This is a genomic window from Pseudomonas sp. GL-B-12 (assembly GCF_019955895.1).
Taxonomy (GTDB): domain Bacteria; phylum Pseudomonadota; class Gammaproteobacteria; order Pseudomonadales; family Pseudomonadaceae; genus Aquipseudomonas.
The window spans coordinates 16505-29991 of record NZ_JAHBCX010000053.1 but is presented as its reverse complement, the minus strand read 5'-3'; the positions used below and the strand labels follow the sequence as shown (position 1 = coordinate 29991).

General features: G+C 62.0%; 12 protein-coding genes and 1 pseudogene. 6 read left to right on the top strand and 7 right to left on the bottom strand.

The window, feature by feature from the left end:
* The first annotated feature begins 86 nt into the window (after positions 1-86).
* Positions 87-1364 carry an acetyl-CoA C-acetyltransferase gene (locus tag KGA85_RS25250; RefSeq protein ID WP_223535122.1) on the top strand — a complete coding sequence of 426 codons (1278 nt, stop codon included), beginning with the start codon at positions 87-89 and terminating at the stop codon, positions 1362-1364.
* Positions 1365-1444: 80 nt separating this feature from the next.
* Here the strand turns inward: KGA85_RS25250 and KGA85_RS31490 are convergent, their stop codons facing one another.
* Complete coding sequence (locus KGA85_RS31490; RefSeq protein ID WP_371317838.1) at positions 1445-2173, bottom strand: methyl-accepting chemotaxis protein; 729 nt, start codon at positions 2171-2173, stop codon at positions 1445-1447.
* A 129-nt stretch (positions 2174-2302) separates the two neighbouring features.
* Positions 2303-3391, bottom strand: a pseudogene (locus tag KGA85_RS31485) (cache domain-containing protein); the annotation flags it as partial.
* Positions 3392-3836: 445 nt separating this feature from the next.
* On the opposite strand from KGA85_RS31485, the gene KGA85_RS25240 reads away from it, so the two are divergent.
* A complete protein-coding gene (locus KGA85_RS25240; protein ID WP_223460179.1) occupies positions 3837-4730 on the top strand; it encodes a PA4780 family RIO1-like protein kinase in 894 nt (297 codons plus the stop codon).
* A gap of 267 nt (positions 4731-4997) precedes the next feature.
* Here KGA85_RS25240 and cueR read toward each other — a convergent pair whose 3' ends face one another.
* The 3 genes from cueR to KGA85_RS25225 all read right to left on the bottom strand — a co-directional run bounded on the left by cueR (position 4998) and on the right by KGA85_RS25225 (position 8272).
* On the bottom strand, positions 4998-5411 hold the full coding sequence (gene cueR / locus KGA85_RS25235; RefSeq protein ID WP_223460177.1) for a Cu(I)-responsive transcriptional regulator: 414 nt from the start codon (positions 5409-5411) through the stop codon (positions 4998-5000).
* Entirely contained in the window at positions 5408-7801 is a 2394-nt protein-coding gene (locus KGA85_RS25230; RefSeq protein ID WP_223460175.1) for a heavy metal translocating P-type ATPase, read from the bottom strand. Before KGA85_RS25230 ends, cueR begins: the two co-directional genes overlap by 4 nt.
* A gap of 87 nt (positions 7802-7888) precedes the next feature.
* Complete coding sequence (locus KGA85_RS25225; RefSeq protein WP_223533783.1) at positions 7889-8272, bottom strand: hypothetical protein; 384 nt, start codon at positions 8270-8272, stop codon at positions 7889-7891.
* A 148-nt stretch (positions 8273-8420) separates the two neighbouring features.
* Between KGA85_RS25225 and KGA85_RS25220 the strand changes: the two genes are divergently transcribed.
* On the top strand, positions 8421-8618 hold the full coding sequence (locus KGA85_RS25220) for a heavy-metal-associated domain-containing protein (RefSeq protein WP_223460170.1): 198 nt from the start codon (positions 8421-8423) through the stop codon (positions 8616-8618).
* A gap of 90 nt (positions 8619-8708) precedes the next feature.
* Positions 8709-9905 (top strand): multidrug effflux MFS transporter, encoded by a 1197-nt coding sequence (locus KGA85_RS25215; RefSeq protein ID WP_223460169.1) that lies wholly within the window; start codon positions 8709-8711, stop codon positions 9903-9905.
* A gap of 8 nt (positions 9906-9913) precedes the next feature.
* On the opposite strand, the gene KGA85_RS25210 is transcribed toward KGA85_RS25215, so the two are convergent.
* Complete coding sequence (locus KGA85_RS25210) at positions 9914-10087, bottom strand: hypothetical protein (RefSeq protein WP_223448310.1); 174 nt, start codon at positions 10085-10087, stop codon at positions 9914-9916.
* Positions 10088-10350: 263 nt separating this feature from the next.
* The gene (locus KGA85_RS25205) at positions 10351-11364 is read right to left on the bottom strand and encodes a zinc-binding alcohol dehydrogenase family protein (RefSeq protein WP_223460167.1); all 1014 of its coding nucleotides are present in this window, start codon (positions 11362-11364) and stop codon (positions 10351-10353) included.
* 124 nt (positions 11365-11488) lie between these two features.
* Here KGA85_RS25205 and KGA85_RS25200 point away from each other — a divergent pair, with 124 nt between their 5' ends.
* Together KGA85_RS25200 and KGA85_RS25195 are read left to right on the top strand one after the other, a co-directional pair.
* Positions 11489-12418, top strand: a complete 930-nt coding sequence (locus tag KGA85_RS25200; protein ID WP_223543465.1) for a LysR family transcriptional regulator — start codon at positions 11489-11491, stop codon at positions 12416-12418.
* A gap of 315 nt (positions 12419-12733) precedes the next feature.
* Entirely contained in the window at positions 12734-13468 is a 735-nt protein-coding gene (locus tag KGA85_RS25195; protein WP_223460163.1) for an ArsR/SmtB family transcription factor, read from the top strand.
* The last annotated feature ends 19 nt before the right edge of the window (positions 13469-13487 follow it).

The following is a 13487-nucleotide window of genomic DNA, read 5'->3' as shown; positions in this document are numbered from 1 at the left end:
TCAATGTAGCTGACAGGCCGCCATCGCGAGCAGGCTCGCTCCTACAGGGGCGGTTTTCGATTTGAATCATTCACCAGGAGCTTTTCATGACCCAACTGCGCCGCGTTGCGATCATCGGTTGTAACCGGATTCCCTTCGCCCGCTCCAACGGCCCCTACGCCACGGCCAGTAACCAGGTGATGCTCACCGCTGCCCTCGAGGGCCTGATCGAACGCTACAACCTGCACGGCCAACGCATCGGCGAAGTGGTCGCCGGGGCGGTGCTCAAGTTGTCGCGGGACATGAACCTCACACGCGAGTGCGTACTGGGTTCGCGACTGTCGCCCACCACTCCGGCCTATGACATCCAGCAGGCGTGCGGCACCGGCTTGGAAGCGGCGCTGCTGGTGGCGAACAAGATTGCCCAGGGCCAGATCGACTGCGGCATTGCCGGTGGCGTGGACACCACCTCGGATGCGCCGATCAGTGTCAGCGAAGGCCTGCGCAAAATCCTCCTGCAAGCCAACCGCGCGAAAACCACCGGCGACAAACTGAAAACCTTTCTGCAATTGCGCCCCAGGCATCTGATCCCCGAATTCCCGCGCAACGGCGAGCCGCGTACCGGATTGTCCATGGGCCAGCATTGCGAGCTGATGGCCCAGACCTGGAACATCCCTCGCCAGGCACAGGATCAATTGGCGCTTGAGAGCCATCAGAAACTGGCCGCGTCCTACGCCGAGGGCTGGCACAACGACCTGATGACGCCGTTCCTGGGCCTGACCCGCGACAACAACCTGCGCCCGGACTCCACGCTGGAAAAGCTCGCCGCGCTCAAGCCGGCCTATGAGAAAAGCGCCAAGGGCACCCTGACCGCAGGCAACTCCACACCGCTGACCGATGGCGCGTCACTGGTGCTGATGGGCAGCGAGGAATGGGCCAAGGCACGCGGGTTACCGATTCTGGCCTACTGGCGTGACGGCGAGGCGGCGGCGGTGGATTTCGTCAACGGCGCCGAAGGGTTGTTGATGGCGCCGGTCTACGCCGTGCCGCGTTTGCTGGCGCGCAATGGCCTGACCTTGCAGGACTTTGACTACTACGAAATCCACGAAGCCTTCGCCGCGCAAGTGCTGTGCACCTTGAAGGCATGGGAAGATCCGGAATACTGCAAAACCCGTCTTGGTCTCGATGCGGCGCTGGGCTCGATCGATCGCAGCAGGCTCAACGTCAAGGGCAGTTCATTGGCGGCGGGGCATCCGTTTGCCGCCACGGGCGGGCGCATCATCGCCAACCTGGCGAAGTTGCTGGATGCGGCGGGCAAGGGGCGGGGACTGATTTCGATTTGCGCGGCGGGCGGGCAGGGTGTGACTGCCATTATCGAGCGCTGAGTGTTTAGCTCAGGGGGCCAGTACACTGAGTATCCCTGTGGTGAGGGGGCAAGCCCCCTCGCCACAGTTGATCGGTTCGCTTATGTACGAAACCTGCGCACCAACCCGTCCAGCTCATTCGACAACCCGGCCAGGCTTTGTGAGTCCAGACGTGCCGAGTTGGCCAGCTCCGCCACCAACTGCGCATCGCCATGGATCTGGCTGATGTGCCGGTTGATGTCTTCGGCCACTTGATGCTGTTGTTCCGCCGCCGTGGCGATCTGGGTGTTCATGTCGCGGATCACGTCCACCGACTCGCGGATCTGCCCGAAGCTGTTGCGCGCCTCGCCGATGCGTGTCACCGATTGCTGGGACACTTCCAGGCTGGCGTGCATCTGTTGGGTCACCTGGCTGGTGCGTTTGGCCAGGTTGCCCAGCAGTCCGTCGATTTCCGCCGTGGAGTCGGCCGTGCGCTTGGCCAGGGCCCGCACTTCGTCAGCCACCACGGCAAAACCGCGTCCCTGTTCACCGGCCCGGGCCGCTTCGATCGCGGCGTTCAGCGCCAGCAGGTTGGTCTGCTCAGCGATCGAGCGGATGGTCCCGAGGATCGACTGAATGTCGTTGCTGTCGCGTTCGAGCTGTTGCATCGACTGGGCCGACTGTTCGATTTCCTGGCTCAGGCGATCCACGCTGTTCACCGCCGCGTCGATCTGCTGCTGACCTTCGCGCGCCTGGCGCTGGCCACTGTCGGCAGACTCCGCCGCTTGGCTGCAAGAGCGCGCGACTTCGTTGGCGGTGGCGACCATTTCGTGGAACGCCGTGGAGACCATGTCCACCGCTTCACGCTGGCGTCCGGCGGCTTCGGCCATGTCGCTGGAGACCTGGGTCGAACTCTTGGACGTGGCGAGGATCTTGCCCGCCGCGCCGCCGATGTTCTGGATCAGGTTGCGAATCGCGGTCAGGAACTGGTTGAACCAGTTGGCCAGTTGCGCGGTTTCATCGTTGCCACGGATTTGCAGGTTCTGGGTCAGGTCGCCTTCGCCTTGGGCGATGCCTTCCAGGCCGCTGGCCACGCTGCGGATCGGGCGCACGATGAGGCTGGCAAAACTGGCTCCGACGATGGCGAAGATGACGGCCAGGACGGCGGCGATGATGGCGATCAACCAGGTCAACTGGGTCGCGGAGCTCATCACGTCGTCCTGTTTGATCAGGCCGATGAAGGTCCAGCCCAATTGCTCCGATGGCCAGACGTTGGCCATGTAGTGCTCGCCGTTCAGCTCCACTTCCACCAGGCCCTTGCCGGCCTTGGCCAGTTGCGCGTAGCCGTCGCCAAGGCTGTTCAGCGGTTTGAAGTTGTGTTCCGGTTGTTTCGGATCCACCAGGACCATGCCGGTGTTTTCCAGCAGCATCAGGTAGCCGGTTTCACCGAGCTTGATCTGTTTGACGATTTCGGTGAGCTGCTTGAGCGTCACGTCGATGCTGACCACGCCGCCGTTGGTGCCCAGCTTGTTGTCGATGGTGCGCACGGTGCTGACGTAGGTCGCGTCGTCCTGGGCCCAGTAGTAGGCCTCGGTGCGCAACGGCTTGCCCGGTTTGGCCTGGGCGGCCTTGTACCAGGGGCGCTGTCGCGGGTCATAGTTGCTCAGCTTCGGATCATCCGGCCACGACACGTAACCGCCCGCCGCCGTGCCGAGGATGGCATAGGCGTAGGCCGGGTGGCTGTTGCCCAGATCCTGGAGCAGGGCGAAGACTTTTTTGTCAGCCTCGCCTTGAGGGACGCTCTCGGCGTTGGCGGCCATGTAAGTCTTGAGGCTGTCGTCGGAGTTTCGGATCAACGGCTGCTTGGCCAGGTAATCGACGTTCTGGCTGATGCCGTCAAAGAACAATTGCATCGCGTTGCTGACCTGACGAATCTCGCGGGCACTGCCGTCGATGAATTCGTCCCTGGCATCACTGCGCAGGTTCAGCACAACGAGGGTGGCGACCAGCACCACGGGCAGGCAGGCGATGATTGCAAACGCCCAGGTCAACTTCTGTTTGATGTTCATCCGCGCTCCAGATTTTCTTGTAGGCCCACGCAGTGCAGATGACTCGCGGTTTATTGGCAGCCGTAAACGTTCTTGGTCAACCCGGATCCTTGAGTGCGGCATCGCTATTGTTGGGGGAGCGATTGTCGGACAAATCACTTTGTCACTAAGGACTTCGGCTGTTGTCGGAGGAAATTGAGGCCTGTTGGGAAAAATCCTACGGAAGGTATGAACGGTGGTGTCAGCTTCTGTCGCAATTGCCCTCAATGCCCTTGCACAACAAGTGACGCAGGCTCGGCTATGATCTGGAACGACCATGGCGGTCGTCGGTTTTACTTGATGAAATCGGTACATTGTGTGCTTCTGCAATGTTCATAAGTCGACAACCCCTCCCCCCGGTGAGTGGATTGCCGTATAACGAATGACTTTCGCGTGTTTGGTAATAAAGGACCCACAATAAAAGCTGATGAAGACTCCAAAACGCATTGAACCCCTGATCGAGGACGGTCTGGTCGACGAGGTGCTGCGCCCACTCATGAGTGGTAAAGAAGCAGCTGTTTATGTGGTGCGCTGCGGTAACCAGTTACGTTGCGCGAAGGTCTACAAGGAGGCGAATAAACGCAGTTTCCGTCAGGCGGCCGAGTACCAGGAAGGCCGCAAGGTGCGCAACAGCCGTCAGGCCCGGGCGATGGCCAAAGGCTCGAAGTTTGGCCGCAAGGAAACCGAAGACGCCTGGCAGAACGCCGAAGTGGCGGCGCTGTTCCGCCTGGCCAATGCCGGTGTGCGCGTGCCCAAGCCGTACGACTTCCTCGAAGGCGTGCTGCTCATGGAGCTGGTGGCCGACGAGTACGGCGATGCCGCGCCGCGTCTGAACGATGTGGTGCTGGAGCCGGATCAGGCCCGCGAGTATCACGCGTTTCTGATTTCCCAGATCGTGCTGATGCTGTGTACCGGTCTGGTGCACGGCGACCTGTCCGAGTTCAACGTGCTGCTGACGCCGACAGGTCCGGTGATCATCGACCTGCCGCAAGCAGTGGACGCGGCGGGCAACAACCACGCGTTCAGCATGCTGGAGCGCGATGTGGGCAACATGGCGTCCTACTTCGGGCGGTTTGCGCCGGAGTTGAAGAAGACCAAGTACGCCAAGGAAATGTGGGCCTTGTACGAGGCTGGCACCTTGCACCCGGCCAGTGTCCTGACCGGCGAGTTCGCCGACACGGAAGAGCTGGCCGACGTGGGCGGAATCATGCGCGAGATCGAGGCCGCGCGCCTGGATGAAGAGCGCAAGCAGGCCGTACGCGCGGCGGACGATGCTCCGCCGGGCAAGACCGAAGAACCGCCTCCACCTTGGATGCAGTGATCGGATAAAGAAAAACCCGGCTTCGGCCGGGTTTTTTGTGGGTGTCTACTTCCAAACACTGGAGAACTAATGTGGGAGCGGGCTTGCTCGCGAAAGCGGTGAGTCATGCAACATTGATGTCGACTGATACGACGCCTTCGCGAGCAAGCCCGCTCCCACAAGGATTGAGCCGGCCCACACATGTTCATACACCACAAACCCTGTGGGAGCGGCGGTGCGGCGATCCGACTTACCCGCGAAGGCGTCGGTACATCCAACACCAATAGGTCAGGCACGCACGGGGTCAGCACAACATCCCGACTCCAGATTCTTCAGAATCGGGCAATCCGGCCGATGATCGCCCTGGCAGTGCTCAACCAGGTCCTGCAAGGTGTCGCGCAACTGGCCGAGTTCACGGATCTTCTGGTTCAACTCATCGATGTGCTGGCGGGCCAACGCTTTCACATCGGCGCTGGCGCGCTGGCGGTCTTGCCAGAGGGTCAGCAACTTGGCGACCTCTTCCAGGGAAAACCCAAGGTCCCGCGAGCGCTTGATGAACGCCAGCGTGTGCAGGTCGTCATCGCCGTACACCCGGTAACCGCTGTCGGTGCGATGGGCCGCCTTGAGCAGGCCGATGGATTCGTAATAACGGATCATCTTTGCACTCAGGCCACTGTGGCGGGCCGCTTGGCCGATGTTCATCGGTTGTCCTCCAGGTCCTTGGGTTTCCAGGTTTTCAACAGTAGCGCATTGCTCACCACGCTGACGCTCGACAACGCCATGGCCGCACCGGCCAGCACTGGATTGAGGAAGCCGAACGCCGCCAGCGGAATGCCGATCAGGTTATAGACGAAGGCCCAGAACAGATTCTGCCGAATCTTGGCGTAGGTCTTGCGGCTGATCTCCAGCGCGGCCGGCACCAGTCGCGGATCGCCGCGCATCAGGGTGATGCCGGCTGCGTGCATGGCGACGTCGGTGCCGCCCCCCATGGCGATGCCGATGTCGGCGGCGGCCAGTGCCGGGGCGTCATTGATACCGTCACCGACCATCGCCACCACGCCGGTTTGTTTCAGTGCGGCGACCGTGGCGGCTTTGTCCGCCGGCAGCACTTCGGCATGCACATCGTGGATGCCCAGCGCCTCGGCGACCACCTTGGCGCTGCCGCGATTGTCGCCGGTCAGCAGGTGGCTGCTGATGTTCCGTGCGCTGAGTTGTTGCACCGCTTGCAGCGCGCCGGGCTTGAGGGTGTCACCGAAGGCGAACAGGCCCAGCACGCGGGGTTCGGGGGATTGCTCGATCAGCCAGGACAAGGTCCGGCCTTCTTTTTCCCAGTCGGTCGCCGAGTCGGCCAACGGCTCGGCATTCAAGCCGCTGTCCTCCAGCAGGCGACGATTGCCCAGCGCCAGGCGACGCCCTTCGAGGTTGCCGGCGATGCCGCGGCCGGTCAGGGATTGGCTGTCGCTGACATCGGCCACCTTCAATCCACGCTCGGCACAGGCACCCAGAACAGCCTTTGCCAACGGATGCTCACTGCCGCGTTGCAGGGCGCCGGCCCATTGCAGCAGGCTCGCCTCATTCCCGTCGATGGCACTCAGATGAGCGATGCGCGGGGCGCCGGAGGTCAGGGTGCCGGTCTTGTCGAATACCACCGCGCTGACTTCATGGGTACGCTCCAGTGCTTCGGCGTCCTTGATCAGAATCCCGTAGCGCGCCGCCACGCCGGTGCCGGCCATGATCGCCGTCGGCGTGGCCAGGCCTAGGGCGCACGGGCAGGCGATCACCAGCACCGCCACGGCGTTGATCAGCGCGGTTTCTATCGGCGCGCCATACAGCCACCAGCCGATCAGGGTAGCCAGGGCAATCAGCAGCACGGTGGGCACGAACACCTGGCTGACTTTATCCACCAGTTTCTGGATCGGCGCTTTTGCAGCCTGGGCGTCTTCCACCAGACGGATGATCCGCGCCAGCACGGTTTCCGCACCGAGGGCCTGGGTACGCACCATCAATCGACCTTCACCGTTGATCGCGCCACCGGTGACTTTGTCGCCGGGCTGCTTGGGCACCGGCAGGCTCTCGCCGCTGATCAGGGCTTCGTCGGCGTGGCTCTGGCCTTCAACCACTTCGCCGTCCACCGGGAAGCGTTCGCCGGGCTTGACCATCACCAGGTCATTGAGGTGCAGGGCGCTGATGGCGACGTCTTGCTCGTGGCCATCGATCACCCGAATCGCCCGTTCCGGGCGCAAGGCTTCGAGGGCGCGGATGGCGCTGGCGGTCTGGCGCTTGGCGCGGCTTTCCAGGTACTTGCCCAGCAGCACCAGGGCGATCACCACTGCCGAGGCTTCGAAATACAGATGCGGCATGCGCCCGGCGGCGGTGGCCCATTCGTACAGGCTCAAGCCATACCCGGCGCTGGTGCCCAAGGCGACCAGAAGGTCCATGTTGCCGGCCCCGGCGCGCACGGCTTTCCACGCGGCGATGTAAAACCGTGCGCCGAAGATGAATTGCACCGGCGTGGCCAAGGCAAATTGCGCCCAGGCCGGGAGCATCCAGTGCACGCCGAATGGCTGTAGCAGCATCGGCAATACCAGCGGCAAGGCGAGGGCGATGGCAATGATCAAGGCTTGGCGTTCGCGGTGCAGGCGCTGTTGCTGGTTGTCGGTTGGCGGGTGTTCGGCTTCCCATACGCTGGCGCTGTAGCCAGCCTTGGTCACCGCTGCGATCAAGGTTTGCGGATCGATCTGGCCGAGCAGTTCAAGGTGGGCGCGTTCGTTGGCCAGATTGACGCTGACGCTTTTCACTCCGACAATCTTGCCCAGCGCACGCTCGACGCGACCGACGCAGGAAGCGCAGGTCATGCCGTCGATGCTCAATTCCAGGCTCTGTTGCCGCACGCTATAGCCGGCCTTGGCCACGGCATCCATCAAGGCCGGCAGGCTGTCGCTGGGTGCCTGGACCCGCGCCTGTTCAGTGGCGAGGTTGACGCTGACGGCACTGGCGCCAATGACTTTGCTCAAAGCGCGCTCGACCCGCCCGGCGCAACTGGCGCAGGTCATGCCGGCAATCGGCAGGTCGAACGTGGTGGATTCGGACATCAGTCGCACTCCCTGTAGTAGATGACCACAGGATCAACCTTGCCATGCTGGCAAGGTCAAGTGCCATGTTTCAGATCAAGCAGCCGATCAGTAGCCGAGACCGGCGCGCTTGAGGTACATCCCTTCCTGCGTCATCGCGATCCGGTACTTGAGCACATCGCCGGCCTTGAGCTGGATATCCTGCGAACCCGGCGCGAGCATGCCCGGACTGCAACCCGGGACCTGGCCCGGCAGCAGTTTCAGGCGCAGCGAGACGATGCCCGGCGGCAGGTTGAACGAGGTGCTCTGTTCCTGGAACAGCCGCGCCGCCAGTTGATCCTGGATGTACACACCAATCTCGCAGCTGGTCGCGACTTCCAGGCGCTCGCGGGAAATGATCAGTACGCCATAATCCTGACCGGCAGCATTGACCGAAGACACGGCGGCGAAAAGGCTGAGAAAACCAAACAGGCTGAAAACTGACCAGCGCATGGCTGAATCTCCTGAGTTCGAGTCATTGATGGACGCAGCTTGGCCGAGCGTCGCGCCGATTGCCAGCCCGGCAGCTAGCTTCAGAACTTGACCTTGCCATGGTGGCAAGCTCGAAACTGGGTTCAAACCTCGGAAAAGGAGTCATCCCATGCAAGTGTTCAACGTTGAAGGCATGTCTTGTGGTCACTGTGTCAAGGCCATCACTCAGGCGGTCCAGGCCAAAGACCCGGCGGCCAGCGTGCAGGTCGATCTGGCGGCCAGGGAGGTCGGTGTCGAAAGTGCGCTGACCGCCCAGCAAGTGATCGAGGCGATCAGCGAAGAGGGTTACGGCGTCAAACTGGCCTGAATTTGATAGTTAGCGAGCTACCGGAATGTTCAAGGCGTCCATGCGCGGCTAGACTGTCGGGCTGCCGACTTCTGCCCCACTGGATGCCTGATGAACTTCCGTACCATTCTGATTCTCGGCGCCTTGAGCGCTTTCGGTCCGCTGGCGATCGATTTCTACCTGCCGGCCTTCCCGGCCATGGCCCTGGCTTTCGGGACGGACGAAAATCACGTTCAGATGACATTGGCGGCGTACTTCCTCGGCTTGTCCATCGGTCAGTTGGCCTATGGCCCGGTGGCGGATCGTTTCGGGCGACGCATTCCGTTGCTCACCGGTGTCGGCCTGTTCACCGCTGCCTCCGTGGCGTGCGCTTATGCGCCGAACCTGGAGTGGCTGATCGGCGCGCGTTTCATCCAGGCGTTGGGCGGTTGCGCGGGGATGGTGATTTCCCGGGCGGTGGTCAGCGACAAATGTGATGCGGTGGGTTCGGCGAAAGTCTTTTCGCAGTTGATGCTGGTGATGGGGCTTGCCCCGATCCTCGCGCCATTGCTGGGTGGGTTATTGGTCAACACCACAGGCTGGCAGTCGATCTTCCTGGCGTTGACCGGTTTCAGTGCGCTGGCAGGGCTGGCGGTGGCAACGGGATTGCCGGAAAGCTTGCCGGCCCACATGCCGCGTCAACCATTGTCGGGTGCGCTGCGTCAGTACGGCCGGTTGCTGGCTGACCCGATATTTCTTGGCCATGCCTTGACCGGGGGTATCGCCATCGCCGGGATGTTTGCCTACATCGCCGGTTCACCCTTCATCATCATCAAGCTCTACGGCGTTCCGGCCGAGCATTTCGGCTGGCTGTTCGGCACCAATGCGGCGGGCTTCATTTTGGTGGCGCAGGTCAACGCGCAGTTACTGGCCAAGCGTGGCCCGACGTTCTTGCTGGCGCGTGCGGTGTGGGTTTATCTGGCGGCCGGTTTGACCCTGCTCGCTGTCAGCTCTCTGCACCCGGCACACCTATGGCCGCTGCTGATTCCATTGTTCATCTGTATCGCCAGCCTCGGTTGCATCAGTCCCAACGCCGCGGCCTGCGCGATGAGCGGGCAGGGTGCACGGGCCGGCAGCGCGTCGGCGCTGCTCGGTTGCCTGCAATTCAGCGTGGCTGCCGGCGCCTCTGCGCTGGTGGGCGTATTGCACGACGGCAGCGCCGTGCCAATGGCCATGGTCATCAGCCTGTGTGGAATTCTGGTGGTGAGCGCAGCGGTGCTCACCCGGCGTTTGCAAAATGCCCGGGCGCTGGCGCAAGCCCAGGTTTGAGGCCGGAGTCAGCCGGCTGCACGCTGCGGGAGGAGGACGGGAATCTGATGAGGGGCCTGGATGCGGGCTTCAAGGGTACGCGTGAAGGCGCGAGCTTCTGCTTCGCTGCGGAACGTCACAGCATGTTGGTCTAAGCGAACTTGCCACTGGGACTTTGCCAGTTCTTTTATCAGGATCTTCATAGCCGAACTCCTCTCGCAAAAGATGTCTCGTAAAAGATGTCTTGTAAAAGACGTTACGCAAAAGAATGCCTCGCAGGAGATTCGATTGTAGTCCCGTATACGGTCACCATTGTGACAAGGATCAACTGTCGGACTGACGGTTGTAACTAAAAAAACACGGGTTTTCGAGGGGGCCCACAGAGGCTGTCTGCGACCGGGGCGTCCCGCTCGCAGACGGAAAACAGCAGAAGGCGATGAAATCAGCGGCGGTTTTTTTCAGCGCTTCAGAACCCTTCCAGCACAATCTTGCCCTTGGCCTTGCCGCTTTCCAGCAGGGCATGGGCACGGCGCAGATTGGCCGCGTTGATCGTGCCGAAGTGTTCGCCCACCGTGGTTTTCAGTGTCCCGGCGTCGATCAGCCAGGCGACGCGATTGAGCAGGTTGTGTTGCTCGATCATGTCCGCGGTTTCAAACAGCGAACGGGTGTACATGAATTCCCAGTGCAGTGACAGGCTCTTGGGCTTGAGCTTGGTCACATCCAGCGACTTGGGGTCATCGATCAGCGCCAGCTTGCCTTGGGGCGCCAATGCCTCGACCAGTTGGTCCAGGTGCTGGTCGGTCTGGGTCAGGCTGGCAACGTGGGTGACCTGATCCACGCCGGCACGCTTGAGTGCTTCGCTCAGTGGCTGGCTATGGTCGATCACCAGATCGGCGCCCAGTTCCTTCACCCAGCTTTGGGTCTGCGCACGCGAAGCGCTGCCGATGACTTTCAGGGCCGTCAGTTGGTGAGCGAGTTGCGTAAGCATCGAGCCCACGCCACCCGCCGCGCCGACGATCAACAGGCTCTGGCCTTCGTCGGTTTTGCCTTCGCGCACTTGCAGGCGCTCGAACAACAGTTCCCAGGCCGTGATCGCGGTGAGCGGCAGGGCAGCGGCCTCGGCGAAACCCAGGGTCTTTGGCATATGGCCGACGATGCGCTCGTCCACCACATGCAACTCGCTGTTGCCGCCCGCACGCGCGATGGAGCCGGCGTAATACACCTTGTCGCCGGCCTGGAACAGCGTCACCTCACTGCCCACCGCCTTGACCACACCGGCCACATCCCAACCCAGCACCTTGGCCGCACCACCTTCGGGCTGGACGTTCTGGCGCACCTTGGTGTCTACCGGGTTGACCGAGATGGCTTTGACTTCCACCAGCAAGTCGCGGGGGCCGGCGACTGGCTCCGGCAGTTCGATGTTTTGCAGAGCCTTGTCGTCACTGATCGGCAACGAGGCGTAGTAGGCAATGGCTTTCATGGGGGGCTCCGGAAGACTAATAAAGAAGAGATTCGATGAGGCAGATGATTGGCTATTTCTCCTGAAGATAAAACCGGCTAAAAGAGCAGTCTCTTTCAATATTTTTTTGATAATCGGTGCTCTGATGCTGCGTTTCGATGACTTGCAGTTGTTTGTCCGGGCGGCGGACCTGGGCAGTCTGTCCGCCGCCGCGCGGGGCATGGACATGTCGGCGGCGGTGGCCAGTGCGGCGCTCAAGCGCATCGAACAGCAACTCGGCGCCCGATTGTTGGCCCGTTCGACCCGCAGCCTGCGCCTGACCGCCGAAGGCGAGGGCTTTCTCGAATACGCCCGCGCGGCCCTGAGCAATCTCGACGAGGGCCGGCGATTGCTGGCCAGTGGTCAGGACCAGGTCAGCGGGGTGCTGCAACTGTCGGCGCCATCGGACTTTGGCCGCAACCTGCTGCTGCCCTGGCTCGACGAGTTTCAACGCGAGCACCCGAAACTCACCGTGCGTCTGCTGCTGGGGGACCGCATCGCCGACCTGTTCCGCCAACCGGTGGACATTGCCCTGCGCTACGGTGAGCCGGAGGACTCCAGCCTGGTGGCGCTGCCCATTGCCCCGCAGAACCGCCGGGTGCTGTGCGCCGCTCCCGGCTATCTGGCCCGGCATGGCGAGCCGCGGCATCTGGAGCAACTGGCACAGCACAATTGCCTGTTGTACATGCTCGGCAGCCGGGTCCACGATCACTGGAGTTTTCACGATGGCAAACGCGAAGTCAGCCTGACCGTCAGCGGCGATCGTTTCAGTGACGATGCCGATGTCGTGCGCCTTTGGGTCGTGGCAGGAGCCGGGATCGCTTACAAGTCCTGGCTCGATGTGGCCGCCGATGTACTGGCCGGCCGCTTGAAGGTGCTGATGCCGGAGCTGCTCTGTGAGCGCGCACCGTTGAATCTGTTGTGCGCCCATCGCGCACAATTGAGTAAGCCGGTGAACCTGTTGCGTGAAATGCTTGCCAGCCGTTGCACCCTTTTGAGCAGTCAATTTCCAGGCTTTGCGGAAATCGATCATTAGTCGCACGAAAAAAGAGAAATTTCCCTCAGGAACGATCACCACCTATGCCGGGCGGAGGAAAGGATCCGCCGACCAACCCGCATATACTAGCGCCCTCATCATGTAAGTAGCGTCGATCCCCAATGGCGGGTCCACGTTCGAGTCGGCCCGGCTGCACGGTCATCCTTCTGGCCTTCGCAGCATCGGTCAGGCAGCGCTAATGAGTGAGCAAGGCGTTGCCGGGCTTATGGCAGTTTCCACGGATTGGCCGACGACACATTACTGGTCAAGATTTCTCTGGACAGTAGACGAAACGATTCAACAGGGAGTGAATACATGGAACATGCACCTTGCATCAGCCAGATCGCCACATTGCTGGCTGACCCAAAGCGCAGCGCAATGATGTGGGCCTTGATGGATGGTTCGGCGCGAACAACCGAAGAGTTGGCATTGCTGGCCAGCCTGTCACCGTCTTCGGCCAGTGCACACCTGGGACGTTTGTCCGCCGGAGGTCTGCTGAGGGTTGAAAACCGCGGCCGCAAACGCTTCTTCCGCCTGGCCGCTCCCGAGGTCGGGGCGGCAATCGAAGCACTGGCCAGCGCGACCTTCGCCAGCGCACCCCAGGATATTCCGGACGTATTCAAGCGCAATGTGCCTCTCGCCAAACCCCGGGCGGTGCGTTCGTCATTGTTGAGTGCCCGACTGTGCGACGATCACTTGGGGGGCACCCTGTCCGCCGATCTGTATCAGCGACTGCTGGAGGCAGGCTGGATCGAACACTTTGATCAGCGGGTCACGGTCACGCTCAAGGGCGCGACGGAGTTGGCGGCACGGGGCGTGTTCATCCAGGCGCTGGCCCATCACAACGGCAGGGTTGCCTGCGCCTGCCCTGACTGGAGCGAAAGACGCCCGCACTTGGGCGGCTCGCTGGGCGCGGCACTGTTGCAGCTGTTCATGCAGTCGGGGTGGCTGAGCCTGCCCAATGATTCCCGAGCCTTGCAGGTGACGGCCTCAGGGCAACGCGAAATTCATCGCTTTGCCCAGGAGAGCGAGTTGGAAATGGCGCTTTAGTGCACCGGTGTGGGAGCGA

Excerpts from the sequence above, each read along its gene's own strand:
- KGA85_RS25250 (WP_223535122.1), top strand. The coding sequence starts at position 87 with ATGACCCAACTGCGCCGCGTTGCGATCATCGGTTGTAACCGGATTCCC.
- KGA85_RS31490 (WP_371317838.1), bottom strand. The coding sequence starts at position 2,173 with ATGGTCTCCACGGCGTTCCACGAAATGGTCGCCACCGCCAACGAAGTC.
- KGA85_RS25240 (WP_223460179.1), top strand. The coding sequence starts at position 3,837 with ATGAAGACTCCAAAACGCATTGAACCCCTGATCGAGGACGGTCTGGTC.
- cueR (WP_223460177.1), bottom strand. The coding sequence starts at position 5,411 with ATGAACATCGGCCAAGCGGCCCGCCACAGTGGCCTGAGTGCAAAGATG.
- KGA85_RS25230 (WP_223460175.1), bottom strand. The coding sequence starts at position 7,801 with ATGTCCGAATCCACCACGTTCGACCTGCCGATTGCCGGCATGACCTGC.
- KGA85_RS25225 (WP_223533783.1), bottom strand. The coding sequence starts at position 8,272 with ATGCGCTGGTCAGTTTTCAGCCTGTTTGGTTTTCTCAGCCTTTTCGCC.
- KGA85_RS25220 (WP_223460170.1), top strand. The coding sequence starts at position 8,421 with ATGCAAGTGTTCAACGTTGAAGGCATGTCTTGTGGTCACTGTGTCAAG.
- KGA85_RS25215 (WP_223460169.1), top strand. The coding sequence starts at position 8,709 with ATGAACTTCCGTACCATTCTGATTCTCGGCGCCTTGAGCGCTTTCGGT.
- KGA85_RS25210 (WP_223448310.1), bottom strand. The coding sequence starts at position 10,087 with ATGAAGATCCTGATAAAAGAACTGGCAAAGTCCCAGTGGCAAGTTCGC.
- KGA85_RS25205 (WP_223460167.1), bottom strand. The coding sequence starts at position 11,364 with ATGAAAGCCATTGCCTACTACGCCTCGTTGCCGATCAGTGACGACAAG.
- KGA85_RS25200 (WP_223543465.1), top strand. The coding sequence starts at position 11,489 with ATGCTGCGTTTCGATGACTTGCAGTTGTTTGTCCGGGCGGCGGACCTG.
- KGA85_RS25195 (WP_223460163.1), top strand. The coding sequence starts at position 12,734 with ATGGAACATGCACCTTGCATCAGCCAGATCGCCACATTGCTGGCTGAC.